Annotated in this window: 18 protein-coding genes and 1 tRNA gene; 10 read left to right on the top strand and 9 right to left on the bottom strand. The window is 65.5% G+C overall.

Features of this window, described 5'->3' with window-relative positions; genetic code table 11:
• Positions 1–54 precede the first annotated feature (54 nt).
• The 5 genes from QX124_RS08350 to QX124_RS08330 all read right to left on the bottom strand — a co-directional run bounded on the left by QX124_RS08350 (position 55) and on the right by QX124_RS08330 (position 3530).
• Positions 55–549, bottom strand: a complete 495-nt coding sequence (locus tag QX124_RS08350) for a GNAT family N-acetyltransferase (RefSeq protein WP_315740171.1) — start codon at positions 547–549, stop codon at positions 55–57.
• 54 nt (positions 550–603) lie between these two features.
• The gene (locus QX124_RS08345) at positions 604–876 is read right to left on the bottom strand and encodes a hypothetical protein (RefSeq protein WP_315740183.1); all 273 of its coding nucleotides are present in this window, start codon (positions 874–876) and stop codon (positions 604–606) included.
• Positions 877–1131: 255 nt separating this feature from the next.
• Positions 1132–2805 (bottom strand): FAD-dependent oxidoreductase, encoded by a 1674-nt coding sequence (locus QX124_RS08340; protein ID WP_315796881.1) that lies wholly within the window; start codon positions 2803–2805, stop codon positions 1132–1134.
• A gap of 61 nt (positions 2806–2866) precedes the next feature.
• Positions 2867–3361, bottom strand: coding sequence for a MarR family winged helix-turn-helix transcriptional regulator (locus tag QX124_RS08335; RefSeq protein ID WP_315796880.1), 495 nt, complete (start codon positions 3359–3361; stop codon positions 2867–2869).
• 92 nt (positions 3362–3453) lie between these two features.
• Positions 3454–3530, bottom strand: a tRNA-Pro gene (locus QX124_RS08330).
• 229 nt (positions 3531–3759) lie between these two features.
• Here QX124_RS08330 and QX124_RS08325 point away from each other — a divergent pair.
• Genes QX124_RS08325 through QX124_RS08310 form a run of 4 tightly spaced genes read left to right on the top strand, consistent with a single transcriptional unit; the run spans position 3760 to position 7266 of the window.
• Positions 3760–4758: an L-threonylcarbamoyladenylate synthase gene (locus tag QX124_RS08325; RefSeq protein ID WP_315796879.1), complete on the top strand. Its 999-nt coding sequence runs from the start codon at positions 3760–3762 to the stop codon at positions 4756–4758.
• Between the two features lie 18 nt (positions 4759–4776).
• Positions 4777–6204, top strand: coding sequence for an FAD-binding oxidoreductase (locus QX124_RS08320; RefSeq protein ID WP_315796878.1), 1428 nt, complete (start codon positions 4777–4779; stop codon positions 6202–6204).
• 15 nt (positions 6205–6219) lie between these two features.
• On the top strand, positions 6220–6675 hold the full coding sequence (locus QX124_RS08315) for a GNAT family acetyltransferase (RefSeq protein WP_315796877.1): 456 nt from the start codon (positions 6220–6222) through the stop codon (positions 6673–6675).
• Positions 6676–6684: 9 nt separating this feature from the next.
• Positions 6685–7266, top strand: a complete 582-nt coding sequence (locus tag QX124_RS08310) for an NUDIX domain-containing protein (RefSeq protein WP_315796876.1) — start codon at positions 6685–6687, stop codon at positions 7264–7266.
• A 162-nt stretch (positions 7267–7428) separates the two neighbouring features.
• Here QX124_RS08310 and QX124_RS08305 read toward each other — a convergent pair whose 3' ends face one another.
• Complete coding sequence (locus tag QX124_RS08305; protein WP_315796875.1) at positions 7429–8199, bottom strand: SOS response-associated peptidase; 771 nt, start codon at positions 8197–8199, stop codon at positions 7429–7431.
• 86 nt (positions 8200–8285) lie between these two features.
• On the opposite strand from QX124_RS08305, the gene QX124_RS08300 reads away from it, so the two are divergent.
• From QX124_RS08300 to QX124_RS08285, 4 genes are all read left to right on the top strand, one after another.
• Entirely contained in the window at positions 8286–8807 is a 522-nt protein-coding gene (locus QX124_RS08300; RefSeq protein ID WP_315717204.1) for a hypothetical protein, read from the top strand.
• Positions 8808–8872: 65 nt separating this feature from the next.
• The gene (locus tag QX124_RS08295) at positions 8873–9292 is read left to right on the top strand and encodes an NUDIX hydrolase (RefSeq protein WP_315796874.1); all 420 of its coding nucleotides are present in this window, start codon (positions 8873–8875) and stop codon (positions 9290–9292) included.
• Positions 9293–9323: 31 nt separating this feature from the next.
• The gene (locus QX124_RS08290; RefSeq protein WP_315717206.1) at positions 9324–9722 is read left to right on the top strand and encodes a TIGR02301 family protein; all 399 of its coding nucleotides are present in this window, start codon (positions 9324–9326) and stop codon (positions 9720–9722) included.
• A 168-nt stretch (positions 9723–9890) separates the two neighbouring features.
• Positions 9891–10157 carry a hypothetical protein gene (locus tag QX124_RS08285; protein WP_315717207.1) on the top strand — a complete coding sequence of 89 codons (267 nt, stop codon included), beginning with the start codon at positions 9891–9893 and terminating at the stop codon, positions 10155–10157.
• Positions 10158–11010: 853 nt separating this feature from the next.
• Here QX124_RS08285 and QX124_RS08280 read toward each other — a convergent pair.
• Complete coding sequence (locus QX124_RS08280; RefSeq protein ID WP_315739986.1) at positions 11011–11310, bottom strand: hypothetical protein; 300 nt, start codon at positions 11308–11310, stop codon at positions 11011–11013.
• Between the two features lie 364 nt (positions 11311–11674).
• Here QX124_RS08280 and QX124_RS08275 point away from each other — a divergent pair, with 364 nt between their 5' ends.
• Entirely contained in the window at positions 11675–13069 is a 1395-nt protein-coding gene (locus QX124_RS08275; protein WP_315739985.1) for a serine hydrolase, read from the top strand.
• A gap of 198 nt (positions 13070–13267) precedes the next feature.
• Here QX124_RS08275 and QX124_RS08270 read toward each other — a convergent pair whose 3' ends face one another.
• Positions 13268–13711, bottom strand: coding sequence for a CBS domain-containing protein (locus QX124_RS08270; RefSeq protein ID WP_315739984.1), 444 nt, complete (start codon positions 13709–13711; stop codon positions 13268–13270).
• 735 nt (positions 13712–14446) lie between these two features.
• Here QX124_RS08270 and QX124_RS08265 point away from each other — a divergent pair.
• Positions 14447–14968: a protein phosphatase CheZ gene (locus tag QX124_RS08265; RefSeq protein WP_315739983.1), complete on the top strand. Its 522-nt coding sequence runs from the start codon at positions 14447–14449 to the stop codon at positions 14966–14968.
• A 132-nt stretch (positions 14969–15100) separates the two neighbouring features.
• Here the strand turns inward: QX124_RS08265 and QX124_RS08260 are convergent, their stop codons facing one another.
• On the bottom strand, positions 15101–16435 hold the full coding sequence (locus tag QX124_RS08260) for a dihydroorotase (protein WP_315740182.1): 1335 nt from the start codon (positions 16433–16435) through the stop codon (positions 15101–15103).
• Between the last annotated feature and the right edge of the window lie 48 nt (positions 16436–16483).

Raw genomic sequence — 16483 nt, 5'->3', positions numbered from 1 at the left:
CCATCGCCGGGCCGCTTCGCATGGCACCGCCGCCGCAAAAGAAGCGCGTGCAATTCAGGCGAGCCGCAGAATCATCAGGTTCGCGTCGCCGCCATAGCTGCCGGTCGGATCGGTGGCGGCGGCTGCCTTGTCGACTGCAAATCCCTGCCTCTCCCAGAATTGCGTCGAGCCGTTGACGGCGATCAGCGACAGCGACGTCAGGCCGAGCGCACGCGCGTGTCGGATCAGCTCCTCAACGATCACTGTCGCCGAGCCGCTGCCGCGGGCCTCGGGCAGCAAGGCGAGATCGTGGATGTAGTAGGTCGATGCGGGCGACGGAATGCTTCCGATCAGCACGTTCAAGGCCGGCGGCCGGCCGAGCTGCCAGGGATGGCTGAGCACATAGCCGGCGATCCCGGCGCCAGCCGCGAGCAGCACGCGGCATCCATCGGGGTGGAGACGCAGGCGCTCCGCGAAAACACGCCTGTCCTCGGGATAGTTCGGGTGCAGGCGGGCCGCGATCCCATCGACATCAGCAAGATCGCCTGGCGCCATTGCACGCCAACTCATGCGGCCCGCGCCGGGCTGGTTCTCGCTCACTCGTCCTTGCTCACTTGTCGTTGCTCACTTGGCGAGCGCCAGCCAGCGCTCGCCGGCCGACAGCGCCGCCGGCCACAGCGCCTCCGTCGGCTGCCCGCGATGCAGCGCCTTGCCGACCTCACAGATCGACATGAAGGCCGCCGAGCGCGCCTCCTCCACCTCGAGCGGCTGCTCCGCGCTCGGGCTGCGGACCAGGCCCATCAGGCCGTTCAACGTCTGCAGGGCCGCTTCCGGCGGGCTCGCCTCCGCCGCCCTCAGCGCAGCCACGATCTGCTGCGCCTTTTCCGATTCGGTCATCACGTCGGTCATCGTCGCTTCGTTCGCCCGTGCCTCACGGGAGAACGCTAGCAGCCGGACGAAGGTCGGGCAATGCTTGGGCAGACGGCGCCCCAATGCCGAACGCGCAGTGCCGACGTGCTCCTCAGCTCAACCCTGCCGATGACGTTGGTGTCGATGACGCGCCGGATGTCCAAGAGGTTCTGATCGTGAGGGCGTAGAAGCCGATCGGCGGCGCGCCGCCGCGGGTCCATTTCGCCCCGCACGACCGAGAGCTCAGGGAGTGCGTGCATCCCCTCCGAGTGCCCGAGCCAGCACGCTGCCAAGCATGCCGGCCTGCGCAGCGCTCCCGCGCCAGGCCACGATCTGATCGGGACGGATCAACGCGAGGTCGGCCTCGTAGAGATCACGCAAGGCCCGCGGCAAGGTGACGATCTCGACGTCGGCACGCAGCGGCCCCATGGCCTCACGGAGTTGATCCTCATCGAGGTCGCTGCCCTCACAACGCAGCAGCGTCCATTCGAAGCCGAAGCGGTCGTACAGCGAGATACCGTGCTCCAGCCAGGCATGCGGCGCGCGGCCGCCGGGACAAGCGCTCGGCACGTAGACGTTGGCCGCATCCGGCGGGGGTCGAGTGCCATCGGGGACGATGATCGGTGAGCCGTCGTAGCGGCCGCCGAAGGTGATGCCGGGGATGTTGAACTCGGCGCGCGCATGCCGATCGAGATAGGCGCTGGCGATGCGCCGAGCCTCGTCGCCGGCCGCTGTCGCGTCCTCGATCTCGGGCACCGCGGCAAACAGGCCGAGCGAATCCGCAAATCGGCGTGCGTAGTCGGTGTTGCGCAGCGCCACCGGACGGCGCTCGGCGTCGTAGCTGTCGAGCAGCGAGACGGGACTCGTTCCCTTGACGACGCTTGCGAGCTTCCAGCCCAGATTGACCGCGTCCTCGATCGCGGTGTTGTAGCCGAGTCCGCCGGTCGGCGTGAACAGATGCGCCGCATCACCGCCAAGCAAGACCCGGCCGCGCTGCATGCTCTCGGCGACCAGCGCATGACCCGCGGTCCAGGTGAGGTGCGACAGCACCTCGCAGGGAATGGGCGCACCGCAGGCACGCTGGAACGCTGTCCTTGCGTCCTCGGCAGTGATCGCGCTTTCGTCCTCGCCTGGCCGCAGCTGGGTGTGGAAGGCAAACTCGTCGCGGCCGTTCACCGCGGCCATGAAGGCGCGGCGGTCGCGGTTGAAGCAGACATACATCCAGGCTCGCGCATGGGGGATGCTGGCGTAGAACTCCGGCGAGCGGAGATAGACCGCGAGCATGCGGCCGCCCATGAAATCGCGCTCTATTCCCGTCGTTCCGCCATAGGAGATTCCGAGCGATTGTCGCACCGGGGAGCGCGGACCGTCGGCGCCGATCAGGAAATCAGCCACGACCTCGCAGCGCGCACCATCGCTGACACGCTCGACGTCGGCGGCAATGCCGCCGTCATCGGCGACGTAACCGATCAACCGATGCCCGTAGTGCAGCTGAATGCCTGCAAGCCGCGCTGCGTGCCGGCGCAGGATCGCCTCGACGAACTTCTGCGACACCCGATGCGGCAGCTCGGCCGCGCTCCATGAGCCGGACAGACCCTTCACCAGTTCCGTCGCGCGTGCTGCGGACGGCAATTGAAAACGTGCCAGCTCATGCGCCGTGTAGCGCGTGAAATAGGCGACGTCGGTCGGATAGTCCGCGGGCAGGCCGGCGCGCCGGATCTCGTCGGCGAATCCGAGCCGGCGGAAATGCTCCATCGTCCGCGCCTGCGTCGCGTTGGCCTGCGGGTTGAAGGCCGTTCCCGGCTTCTCGTCGACCAGGATTGCGGACACGCCGCGGCGGCCAAGCTCGTTGGCCAGCATCAGCCCACACGGCCCGCCGCCCACGATCAGCACCGAGGCGCTCAAACGTTCGATCACGGCGCTTCTCCTCGCAATGGAGGAATGCTACCGCGCCCCGCAAAATAGTCAAGCAACCTGACTATATGGTGTCGTCGAGCGTATCGAAGCGGGCGCTATAGGCCTGCAATCCTTGCAGGATCGCGTCCATCGCCGCCTTGCCGAGCTCCTTGCGCATCTCGGCTTCGGCCACATCGACGGCATCGCCAAACGCCTCCAGCCATTTCAGTCCGACCGGCGTGAAGCGGACGAGGCGCGCGCGCCGGTCGCTCGGATCGGCTTCGCGCGACACCAGCCCCAGCTCGGCGCATTGATCGACCAGTTCGCCCATCGCCTGCTTGCTCATCGAGGCCCGCCGCGCGAGCTCGGTCAGCCGCGTGCCCTCGACGTCGAGATTTCGCGTGAGGCTGACATGAGCGATCCGCGTTTCGCCGTGACCGCTCTCCGCCATCAGCTGGAGAACCCGGGATTCGAACCGGCGCACCGCATTGTTGAGCAACCGGCCGACATTGGCGTGCCGCCAGGCCGTTCCGGTTCGTCCCGCAAGCGGCGCCGTGCGTGGAGATCGCGCTGTCATGTCGGGAACACCTCGCTTCATCGAGCTACGCTGGACCAGGGTAGCAGGCGCAAGGTGACATCGGGAAAAGCGTGAGTTGTCACGCCAAGAAATGGTCGGAGCGGCAGGATTCGAACCTGCGACCCCTGCGTCCCGAACGCAGTGCTCTACCGGGCTGAGCCACGCTCCGACTTGGGAAGCCGGCTTATAGCGTTGGGTTTCCGTCTTCGCAAGGACACAAGGCAGGAAATCGCATCGAAATCGCTGATCGTCGGCAGAGGGGTTAACCGCTTGAGGCCGTGGGGCTTTGTCCGGCGGCCATGGCGCGAGCGCAATGCGACAGGCGATTTGCGCGCTTCATTCGAACGTCCGCGCCCGCTATAGCCGAGCGCGGAAGCCACTGCCGTCCCGTACCATCGATGCCCGCCCCAGACATGCAAGCGATCGAGACCAGTATCCTGCCCGCCGACGCGGCTGGAATCGCGCAAGCCGCGGCGACGTTCGCCCGCGGCGGACTGGTCGCGTTCCCGACCGAGACCGTCTACGGCCTCGGCGCCGATGCGGCCAATGCCGCGGCCATCGCCCGCCTCTATCAGGCCAAGGGCCGGCCCGCCTTCAATCCGTTGATCGCCCATGTCGCCGATATCGCGGCGGCGCAGCGCATCGGCCGCTTCGATGCCACCGCCGAGCGTCTGGCCGCCGCGTTCTGGCCGGGACCGCTGACTTTGGTGGTGCCGCAGGCCGCGGGCTGCACGGTCGCAGATCTCGCGACGGCCGGTCTCGACACGGTCGCGATCCGCATTCCCTCGCATCCGATCGCGCGAGCGCTGCTCGCGGCGTTCGCCGGCGCCGTGGTGGCGCCCTCCGCCAACATCTCCGGCCACGTGTCGCCGACCACCGCGGCTCATGTCGCGGCAGATCTCTCGGGACGAATCGACCTGATCCTGGACGGCGGGCCGGTCGAGGTCGGTGTCGAATCGACCATCGTCGGCTGCTTCGACGAGCCGACCTTGCTGCGCCCGGGCGGGGTTCCCAGCGAGGCGATCGAGGCGGTGCTCGGCCGTGCGCTGGCGCGGCCCGCCGCAGAGACCAATACGTCCGAGCAGCCGCTGGCGCCGGGCATGCTGGCCTCGCACTATGCGCCGCGCGCCGCCGTCCGCCTCGACGCCAGCGAGGTCGCGGCCGGCGAGGCGCTGCTCGCCTTCGGTCCGGTGACCTTGCCCGGGGCCGACCAAGCCGCCGCGATCCTGAACCTCTCGCCCTTGGGCGATCCAGCGGAGGCGGCGATGCATCTTTTCGGCTATCTTCGCAGCCTCGATGCCAAGGGTGCGCGCAGCATCGCGGTGATGCCGATCCCGAACGACGGACTGGGCGAGGCCATCAACGACCGGCTGCGCCGCGCCGCCGCGCCGAGATAACACTGGAAGCGACTGACCATGAACATCAGCCAGCCTGCCCTGCCGCCGCTGCCGCCCGATTTGATCGCGCAATTCGCCGCCATCGTCGGCGAGCGCCAGGCGCTGACGGCGGAGACCGACGTCGCGCCTTACGTCACCGAGGAGCGCAACCTGTTCCACGGCCGCTCGCCGCTGGTGCTGCGCCCGGGCTCGACGGCCGAGGTCGCGGCAATCTGCAAGCTTGCCAGTCAGCACCGCATCGCGCTGGTGCCGCAGGGCGGCAACACCGGTCTCGTCGGCGGCCAGACGCCGCACAATGGCGAGGTGGTGGTGTCGCTGAAGCGCATGGACAAGATCCGCGACGTCGACACCGCCTCGAATACAATGATCGCCGAGGCCGGCGTCGTGCTGCAGGTGGCGCAGCAGAAGGCCGCCGAGGTCGACCGCCTGTTTCCGCTGTCGCTCGGCGCCGAGGGCAGTTGCACCATCGGCGGCAATCTCTCGACCAATGCCGGCGGCACCGCCGCGCTGGCCTATGGCGTGGCGCGCGAGATGGCGCTCGGGGTCGAGGTGGTGCTGGCCGACGGGCGCGTGCTCAACGCGCTGTCGAAATTGAAGAAGGACAACACCGGCTACGATCTGCGCAATCTCTTCATCGGCGCCGAGGGCACGCTCGGCATCATCACCGCGGCGAGCCTGAAGTTGTTTCCGAAGCCGCGCGCGGTCGAAACCGCGTTCGTCGGCCTGAAGTCGCCGGAGGACGCGCTCAAGCTGCTGGCGATCGCGCAACGCGAGGCCGCCGGCAACCTGACGAGCTTCGAGCTGATCGCCGCGATCGCGCTCGACTTCTCGATCCGCCACGCGGCCGGCAACCGCGCGCCGCTGTCGGGCGCTCATCCGTGGTTCGTGCTGATGGAATTGTCGTCGTCGCGCGACGATGCCCGCGCCACGCTGGAGACGATCCTGGAGAAGGGCCTCGAGGACGGCATCGTCGACGACGCCGCGATCGCCGGCAGCCTCGCCCAGCGCATGGCGTTCTGGAAGCTGCGCGAGGACATCTCGGCGGCGCAGAAGCCGGAGGGCGGCTCGATCAAGCACGACATCTCGGTGCCGGTTGCGGCGGTGCCGGCGTTCATCGTGGAAGCCAACGCCGCCGTCGTGAAGCTGATGCCCGGTGCGCGGCCGGTGCCGTTCGGTCATCTCGGCGACGGCAACATCCACTACAATGTCAGCCAGCCGATCGGCGCCAACACCGCCGACTATCTCGCCCGCTGGCACGAGGTGAATGCTGTCGTGTTCGAGATCGTGCTGCGCATGGGCGGCTCGATCTCGGCCGAGCACGGCATCGGCGTGCTCAAACGCGACGAGCTGCCTGACGTGAAGGATCCGACCGCGATCGCGCTGATGCGCGCGATCAAGGCGCAATTCGATCCGCTCGGGATCATGAATCCCGGCAAGGTGCTCTAGGCTTTCGACGCTCCCATGGACAGTGCCCCTGCTCTCGCGATTTCCGACATCACCGATGCCGACGTGCCAGCCCTCATCGCGCTGTGGCAGCGCTGCGGCCTGACGCGGCCGTGGAACGATCCGGCCGCCGACATCGCGCTCGCCCGCCGCGGCGACAATGCGACCGTCCTGGTCGGCCGCAGCGGCGGCGCGATCGCAGCCTCCGTCATGGTCGGCCATGACGGCCATCGCGGCTGGGTCTACTACGTCAGCGTCGATCCCGAGCATCGCGGCCACAACCATGGCCGCGCCATCATGGCCGCGGCCGAGGACTGGCTGCGGGCACGCGGCGTCGCCAAGCTGATGCTGATGGTGCGCGGCGACAACACCGCGGTGCAGGCGTTCTACCAGACGCTCGACTATGCCGTGCAGGACAGCGTCGTGTTCTCGAAATGGCTCGACGGCCGCGCGCCGACGCCCGGCATGAAATAGAGGTTCAGCATGAGCATCTCCGACCGCATCCGCGTGCACGAGACGCGCGTGCTGTCCGACCATTACGGGACGCTGACCTCGACCAGGTTCGAATGGCGGCGCGACGACGGCACCTGGCAGATGCAGAGCCGCGACGTGTTCGAGCGCGGCAACGCGGCGGCGATTCTGCCCTACAACCTCGCCCAGCGCAGCGTCATCCTGGTCAAGCAGTTCCGCTATCCCGCGTTCGTCAACGGCCATGACGATCTGCTGATCGAGGCCGCGGCCGGCCTGCTCGACGATGCCTCGCCGGAGGAGCGCATCCGGCTCGAAGCCGAGGAGGAGACCGGGTTCCGGCTGCACGACGTCAAGTTCGTGTTCGAGGCGTTCATGAGCCCGGGCGTCGTCACCGAGAAGATCCATTTCTTCGTCGCCGAATACGAGCCTCACATGCGCGTCAGCGCCGGCGGCGGGCTCGCGCATGAGGGCGAGGAGATCGAGGTGCTGGAAGTCTCGATCGACGACGCGCTGGCGATGATCGCCGACGGCCGCATCCAGGACGCCAAGACCATCATGCTGCTGCAGCACGCGGCGCTGAGGATCTTTGGCTGAGGGAGCCCAGCGCGCCGGCCGCGCGGGCCAGCTCCACTGTCGTCCTCCGCGAAAGCGGGGGACCCAGTATTCCACTGCTCTGCGTTTCAAAACGAGACGCCGCGGCGTACTGGATCCCCGCCTTCGCGGGTATGACGACCTTTTTCGTTGATGCTCCCCGCCTCAGAACAAGCTCCCCTGCCCGTCATCCGCGGGCGCAGGCGAAACTTTGCGGGATGCAACCTTCTTCGCCGGCTTGCGCTGCGCGTCCTCGGCGGCGCGCATCTCCGCGGTCATCGGCAGCAGCAGCTGCTCGTCGTCGTTGGCCACCGTGTTGACGCGCGTGGACACCTCGTACCACGCGAACTCGCCCTCGCGAGGCGGGATCAGCAGCCGCATGGCCTCGTCAGGATCATCGGAGCGGCAGTCGAGCCACAGCGCGAAATCATCCGGCCTGATCGTCACGGGAACACGATGATGCAGCGTGGCGAGATCGCGGCTCGCGGCCGCGGTGACGATCGCCACCGTATCGACCTCCTCGCCGTTCGGCCCCATCCAGGTCTCGGCGAGGGCCGCGAAACCGAGCGGCGCGCCGTCACTGCGATGGATGAAGAACGGCCGCTTGCGACCATCGATCACCTGCCACTCGTAATATCCATCAGCGGGCACTAGCACGCGGCGCCGCCGAATCGCATTCTTGAACGCCGGCTTCTCGCGTACGGACTCCGAACGCGCATTGATCAGCAGCGTGAAATTACGGGGATCCTTGACCCAGGCCGGAATGAATCCCCAGCGCATGAGCCGAAAATGCCTGATGTCCTGGTCCAGAAGAACTACGGGAATCGGCTGCGTCGGAGCAATATTGTGCCGCGGCGGAAAGTTCGGCTGTTCCTCGTAGCCGAAAATCTGCCTGAGAGCCGCGGGTGGTGAAGTGATCACGAAGCGCCCACACATAATCTCACTCAAATCGTCGTGTGTTCAGCACCTTTTAACTTGGGTTGCCAACACTGCAGCGGATGACCGCAGCGGCGACCCATTCCGTGCCTACCGATCGCACGACCCAACGACCGGCGGGCAGCGCCATTGACCCGGCGCGGGCCGCGATGCTGCGCGCCGCCAACATCAATCCGCGCACCGGGCTCGCCACCGACTATCTGAATCATTTCAACGAAGCCGTGATGCTGCTCGAAATGATTCCCGATATTCCGGAATGCGCCGAGGATTTTCTGGCGTGGTCGCCGCTGACCTATCCAGAACATTTCACGCACACCAATTTCAAGGCCCGCGATCTCGTCATCGAGGCCTATGAGCAGGCCGACCCGGCGATTCGCGACAAGTTCGATCATCTCACGAAGACCATGACCGACATCCTGCTCGCGGTCGGCAGCGCGATGCGCGCTGCCAAGCAGGACGCCACCAAGGCCAAGCTCGCCGAGCAGGCCGCGGCGTGGGTCAAGCCGCTGGTGACGCAGGCCGGCGGCATCATCAATGGCGACATCGAGGTCGACCCTGACCCGGTCGACGAGGTCGACGCCGTCGACGCCATCATGGCAAGCTTCTGAGCAGCACGGGCTGCCGGCCCGGTCGTCTTCACGCTACGGTGCAGACCACGCCTGGAGCCATTGGCATGACCGCCCCGACGCCGCCCCGCCACCCCCAACTCGCCGTCAGCGCCGCCATCTTCCGCGACGGCAAGCTCCTGCTGGTGCGCCGGGCGCGTTCCCCCGCCAAGGGCGTCTACACGCTGCCCGGCGGCCGGGTGGAGTTCGGCGAAACCCTGCACGAGGCCGTCGCGCGCGAGGTCATGGAGGAAACCGCACTCTCGATCGCAATTGTCGGGCTGGCCGGATGGCGCGAGGTCCTGCCGGCCCAGGGCAGCGGCGGCCACTATGTGATCCTTCCCTTTGCGGCCCGCTGGCAGGCCGGAGAGCCCCGGCTCAACCCGGAACTGGACGACTTTCAGTGGCGCCTCCCCGATGCGCTCGAGGGCCTCACGCTGACTGACGGACTGCCGGAGATCATCGCCGCCGCACGGACCCTGGTGTAGGCGCCTTGCGTCCGCCGTCCGGCAAAGGCATATGACGTCGGTGTTCCCCATGATCCCCAAGCGCCTCCTGGCCGTCCTCATGCTCGTTGCCGCCTGCGCCATTGTGCCCGCGCGCGCGCAGGATGCAGCCGCGCCGTTCGATGGCGATCTGCAGCGGCTGGCCGAGATCCTCGGAACCCTGCATTACCTCCGCGGCATCTGCGGCAGCAATGAAGGCGCCAAATGGCGCAACCAGATGCAGGCCCTGATCGATGCCGAGACGCCGTCGGGCGAACGCCGCGCCCGGATGATCGCCGGCTTCAACCGCGGCTATAACGGCTTTCAGCAGACCTACCGGACCTGCACGCCGGCGGCGATGGTGGCGATCCGCCGCTACATCGACGAGGGCTCGAAGATCTCGCGCGACCTCACGGCGCGCTACGCCAACTGACGGCCCATGGTTGACGGCGCGCGGGCGTTATCCACGTTTGCGTTAACCTTGTTAACCTTTCCTAAAGAACTGGCCTAGGCGTCCGCCGCCTGCGTGGTAAACCTCACTGGTCCGGCGCGTCCGCGTTCGGAATTCAACGCGCCTCGCGGCCCCGCCAGACTGAATTCAATGAGCTTTCCCGTCACTTTCAGCGCCCTCCCCGCCGTCCTGCCCGATCACGAGCAGAAGCAGGCCGCGCTCAGCTACCTCAACGAAGCCTGGGCGGAAGCGCGCCATGACGGCGTCGACGGCGACTGCCTGGCGCAGGCCAGCCTGTTCGCGGCGCTGGCCGAACTCGTCACCACCTATGGCGAGGACGCGGTGGCGACCTTCGTCGAAGGCCTGCCGGAGCGCGTCCGCAACGGCGAGTTCTCGCTGTCGCGCGCGACGCAGTAGGTTCTCACGCTCCTCGCGGGTAGCCCGGATGAGCGCAGCGACATCCGGGGTCTCATCCGCAGCCTCGTTGAACCCGGATATCGCTGCGCTTATCCAGGCTACGACAACTACGTCGACAAACTCCGCGTCATTGCGAGCGCAATGACGGAGCCAAAACGAAGAGCGCCCATCGGGGCCGAGATCCGTCTCCACATCTCAAACAGCATCGAGACACGCCTCATCGTCCTCGCGGCGCGATGCGTCCGAGCGATGACCGACGTTCGGCCCTCATTCAATCGAGGGCGCAGGGAAGGCTGGGCGTCGGCTGACGCCCATGGCCCCCGTGCGAACAAAAGTGCACGGGGCAGGAACCACAGGTGCAGCCGGATGAGCCCAGCCTTCCCTGCGCGATGGTTTTAACGCTTCTTTCGCGCTCTCCCTGGGGACCGGCTTGATTGCCCCCATCGCCTGCGCCGATGCTCTCGCATCACGCTCAGGCTTGACCTCGGCATCGGGAGGCCAGGACCACGCGACTTAACGTCCGCATCGGGATTGTTCGTCCGCGCAGCCAAAGCCACGCTGCAACCCGACACGTCCACCGCCTGCCCGCCTCGCGTCTCGTGACGACCGCGCGTACGCCCCTCTCGTTGAGGCGGGATGGGTGGAGGATAGACACGTATTCTGGAAAAACGAAAGTGAAATCTTTCGCCCGGAAGGTGCTGCGGGCGCGATCACGTTGAGACAATGCGCAAAATTGCCGTTTCGGCACAGGCGTTTCGTGTAGTTGCGGCGAACCCGAACGACGGCGTTACAAACAAGATCGCGCGACTGATTCGCCCGACGGGCTCTTTTGCTTTGCGTTTCTTGCGGCGCTTCAGTCCCAATCCATTCCGCCGATGACGCCAAGAAACCAGCCGCCGATAAAAGCGGCCGTAAGCGCCATGAGATCGATCGTCACGGAGGGACCAAGCTCCTGGTTGTCTTGAACATGACTAAGTCCAATCAACCCAAACTCAAGAATTGCCGCGCAGAATACAGGCCAAAGCGCCCGCCGCCGCGCTGCCAGCCGCTGGGCCGGGCCAGCCCCCCGAGCGTTCCGTGATAGAGCCATGGATCGACGAAGCGACACCACGGCAGTCAAGACGACCACGATCATAAAGGCGATGAAGTACACCAGACACTATCCTTGGGGCCAACCCTACCGTCTTGAAGGTCACAGGCGAATAGCGCGAACCGGTTTTCTCAACCCTAAGAAGATAACAAGATACAGCCCCGTCGGAGCCCTGTTGCCGGGCACCTGCTTCCGGTTGAGCATCAGAAGCAGACCTTCACGCGAGCCGGCGACCAGATCCGTTATGGGCCTTTTCACACAGCCAGGGCCACAAGCGGACATTTGTCTCGTGTTGAGGGATCGAGCTACGTTAACGTCGGCTGCCTAGAGGTATCAACCGATGATTGTGATACGGTTTTGCTTGCTGACCGCTCTACTGTGTCTCGGCGTACTGTTGTGGCGATCAGAAAAGATTGAGGCTCAGGGGATGATCTCGCCCGAAATCCAGCGTCGAATCGATGATGTCTGCGCGTGCCTCAGGACGAAGGTGGTGGAGAAGGACGATCCTCACATTTGTCAAAGGCTCCCGGACCGCATGGCCGCTGATCGAGTGCCGGGCGTCAGCATTGCGGTGATCCATAATGGCGCCGTCGAATGGGCGCAGGGATTTGGCGTCGCACAACTCGGGGGCGGCCCCGTGACGGCCGATACCCTGTTCCAGGCCGGTAGCATCAGCAAGCCGGTCGCGGCGATGGCTGCGCTTCATCTCATCGAGCAAGGCAAGCTGGCGCTCGACTCGGACGTCAATCAGGCACTGACCTCGTGGAAGATCCCCGCAAGCGCAGCTGCGCCAGGCGCCGTGGTTACGCTGCGTGAGTTACTCAGTCACACTGCCGGGCTCACGGTGCACGGATTCCCGGGCTACTCGGCGGGTGCTCCGATTCCCTCGCTCGTCCAAGTCCTAGATGGAGAGAAGCCAGCCAACACCGCCCCCGTTCGCCTGGAGGCTGCTCCGGGAAGCCGTTGGAAATACTCCGGCGGTGGCTACACGGTGATGCAGCAGTTGCTGCTCGACGTCTCGCATCAACCGTTCCCTAAGCTCATGCATGACACAGTGCTTGCGCCTATCGGCATGACCCGCAGTACCTACGAACAGCCGCTGCCGGTGGAACTGCGCTCCAGCGCTGCGACGCCCTACAAGGCAAACGGCGCTCCTGTAGAGGGCGGGTCCCACATCTATCCGGAAATGGCGGCTGCAGGACTTTGGACGACGCCGACTGACCTCGCGCGATACGCGATCGAGATTCAGCGTTCGCTGCTGGGCGATTCAAATCGAGTGCTTTCGACTGAGATGACCAAGCAGATGCTCGTTGCCGGTCAAGGCAATCACGGTTTGGGTTTTCCGATCGGGGGCTCGCAGGAAAATCCCTTCTTTTCGCACGGTGGTATCGACGAGGGTTTCGAAGCGGTGCTCGTCGCCTATCAGCATAGTGGCGATGGAGCGGTCATCATGACCAACGCGCAAGGCGGCCAGCTACTAGCGACCGAGATCTTGCGCAGCATCGCTTCGGTCTACGGCTGGCCGGATTTTCATCCGATCGTCCGCACGAGCGTAGAGGTCGATCCCGCTATTCTCGCGACATACACTGGCGTCTATGACTTTACGCCGACGTTCTCGATCACCATCACTCTGGAGAATGGGCAACTGATGTCGCAAGCGACCTATCAACGCAAAATCCGGCTATTTCCCGAGTCGCAGAGCAAGTTCTTCGCGAAAGTCGTTGACGCCCAGTTGGAGTTTTTCTCGACGGACGCCGGGCAGATCTCCCATCTAGTTCTTCATCAGAATGGCAACGACGCGCGGGGCGAGAGAAGGCATTAGCGCGTCAGACCTGACCACATTCCTGGGCTGACCATGCACCGCGAACAACGTCGGCCTCGGGTCACAAGCGGCCCCTGCGCTTCCACGGTCGTTAACTTCCGGTGCACCCCGACAGCGGACGTCGCGGGGCCGGGCGGAAAGGTCCGAGATGGGTCACAAGCAGATATCGGCGGAGAGCGACGGCACCACGTTCGTCCGTCAGCCCCCGGGGCCGTCCTTCATGATGTAGCCCATCAGGTCGTCCACGTTGTGCTCCAAGTCCCGGATGATGTTCTTGACGACGTCTCCGACCGAGATCACGCCCACGACCTTGCCCGCGTCCAGCACCGGCAGATGGCGAAAGCCACGTTGAGCCATCATCGCCATGCAACTGTCCAGCCGGTGATCCGGCTTGACCGTCACCGGGTTGCCCGTCATCACCTGACCCACCGGCGTCTGCTTGGCGTCGAGCCCGGGCAGCAGCACTTTGATGGCGCAGTCCCCCTGCGTCACGATGCCGACCAGCGCGCCGTCGTCGATGACGAGCACCGACCGGACCCGGTTGTCGCGCATCTGGCGCAAGGCTTCGACGACCATGTCGTCGGAACGAACATGGATCAGGGCGCCACTCTTCTGGGCCAGCGCGCTTCTTACTGTGCTCATCGATGTCCCCTCCTGGACCCCGTCCTGCCCCGCCTTGATGGTCCGGATGGCAGGATAGTCGAAATATCCGGCTTCGTCAGCGCCTCGCCGATGCGGTGCGCCTGGCCGCGAACCGAACGATGATCGGGGGTCACAGGCGGCCTAGCGATTCCTGGGATTGCAGACGTCAGGTCGTCCCCGAGAGCGGAACCATCGGGTGCCGGCAAAAATGTTGCTCGGCAAAACGCAAGTCGATCGACGATCGCGGTCAGTAGAGAGCTCTGGGTCAAGAGGCGGCGTACTGGAATTTCTCCCCCACGTCCGCGTCGTCCCTGGCAGCGGACATTCGCATTCGTCTTGGCCGGCCGCCGCCGCCTGCCTCCTGTCGTGACGCCCGCTCGGACATCCAGGCTCCAAGGGCCGTCCCGGCGTCGCGGAAACCGACAGCAGACCGAGCACTGCCCAACGGCCCCCCTCGGCAGCCATGTCGCTCGGAAACTCTTCACAAAGCAATTTGAAGGCTTTGACGGGAATGAACATGCGCCCTTAACGAAAACGGGCAAAAATAGGTCGCTGATCTTCACCTACCTGACCACAGTGCCGTTTCGAGCTTACGCGAAATCTCGATAGCCGCGTCGCGAGCCGGTCACCGCCGAAGCGAAATCCGAAATGCCTTCACAGAAGAGCAGGCCGGGGTTTGCAACTGCCGCGTGAAGAATTGGTAAGGAAACGTTAAGGAAAAGTCGGGGATTTCTGATGATTGCGCCGGAAGAAGAGAGGTTGCTGAAAACCTACCTGGTCGAGATGTTCGGCCAGATTAGCAGCATGCGGCGCGAACTCGCCGCTCTTCAAGGCGACGGCAAGGGCAGTTTCGCGACGATGACCGACACCCTCGACGCGATCGTCGAGAATACGGAGGTGGCCGGGAACGCGATCCTCGAAAGCATGGAGGCGATCGGCGCCAGCGTCGCGAAGTTGCAGAGCGTCAAAGACCCGACGGCCGCGGCGGTCAGCGACGAGATCGTCGACAGCACGAACAAGGTGTTCGAGGCGTGCGCGTTCCAGGACCTCACAGGGCAGCGGATCACGCGGGTGGTCAAGTCGCTGCAGTTCATGGAGGACCACATCAACAAGCTCGTCCGCATCTGGGGAAAAGAGGAGCTGGCGCGGCTGGCCACCGAGCTTGCTGCCCCCTCGAGCGTCCCAGACTTGCTGGAGGGCCCGAAGCGGCCCGGCGTGGCGATTTCCCAGGACGACATCGACAAGCTGTTCGCGTGAACGACGGCCAGGCGTGATGCCCGCTCCGCGTCATTGCGAGGAGCAGAGCGACGAAGCAATCCAGGGCCGCGCAAGGACTCTGGATTGCGTCGCTGCGCTCGCAATGACGGAGCAAACTAACGCGTAGCGCCGCTACGGCCGCAGCGTCTCCATGAACCGCACCGGCTCGCCGGTCGCTGGCGTCAGCAGCTCGCTCTGCCACATCACGCGCTGGCCGCGGACGAACGTGCCGACCGGCCAGCCGGTGACGCGTAGGCCATCATAGGGCGTCCAGCCGGCTTTCGAGGCGACCCATTCGTTGGTGATGGTCTCGCTGCGCTTCAGGTCCACGATGGTGAGGTCGGCGTCGTAGCCGGCGGCGATGCGGCCCTTGCGGGCGATGTTGTAGATGCGGGCGGGGCCGGCGCTGGTGAGGTCGACGAAACGTTGCAGCGACAGCCGACCGGCGTTGACGTGGTCGAGCATGATCGGCACCAGCGTCTGCACGCCGGTCATGCCGGAGGGCGAGGCCGGATAGGTCTTGGACTTCTCCTCCGCGGTGTGCGGCGCGTGGTCGGAGCCGAGGATGTCGACGATGCCCTGGTGGACGCCCCACCAGATGACGTCGCGATGATCGACTGATCGCACCGGCGGATTCATCTGCGCGTAGGTGCCGAGCCGCTCGTAGCACTCCGGCGCCGCCAAGGTGAGATGATGCGGCGTCGCCTCGACGGTGGCGACGTCCTTGTGGTCGCGCAGATACACGATCTCCTCCTTGGTGGAGATGTGCAGCACGTGGATGCGCTTGCCGGTCTCGTGCGCGAGGGTGACGAGACGTTGCGTGGCGCGCAGCGCCGCCTCTTCGTCGCGCCACACCGGGTGTGAGCGCGGATCGTTCTCGACGCGCAGGTCCTTGCGCTCGTTGAGGCGGTACTCGTCCTCGGCGTGGAACGCGGCACGGCGGCGGATCACCTGGAAGATGCGGCGCAGGCTGTCGTCGTCCTCGACCAGCAGCGAGCCGGTGGAGGAGCCGACGAACACCTTTACGCCGGCGCAGCCCTCGGCGCGCTCCAACACCGGAAGCTGCTCGACATTCTCGCGGGTGCCGCCGATGAAGAAGGCGAAATCGCAATGCATGCGATGGCGGCCGGCAGCGACCTTGGCGGCGAACGCCTCTTCGGTCACCGTCAGCGGATTGGTGTTGGGCATCTCGAACACGGCGGTGACGCCGCCCATCACGGCGCTGCGCGAGCCGGTTTCGAGGTCCTCCTTGTGAGTGAGACCAGGCTCGCGGAAATGCACCTGGGTGTCGATCACGCCGGGCAGCACGTGCAGGCCCTTGCAGTCGATGATCTCGGCGGCCGAGGCTGTGCCGAGATCGCCGATCTCGACAATACGTCCGCCTGAAATGCCGATGTCGCGGACGCCCTCGCCGTCCTGATTGACCACGGTGCCGGATTTCAGAATGACGTCGAAGCGCGCGCTCATGAAGCCCTCATAGGATTTCATTCTCCTGACCGCCCCAAGACAGATCGA

The organism is Bradyrhizobium sp. SZCCHNRI3043 (assembly GCF_032377735.1).
Classification (GTDB): Bacteria; Pseudomonadota; Alphaproteobacteria; order Rhizobiales; family Xanthobacteraceae; genus Bradyrhizobium.
The sequence above is the reverse complement of the archived record's forward strand: the minus strand, read 5'-3'. Positions and strand labels throughout refer to the sequence as shown.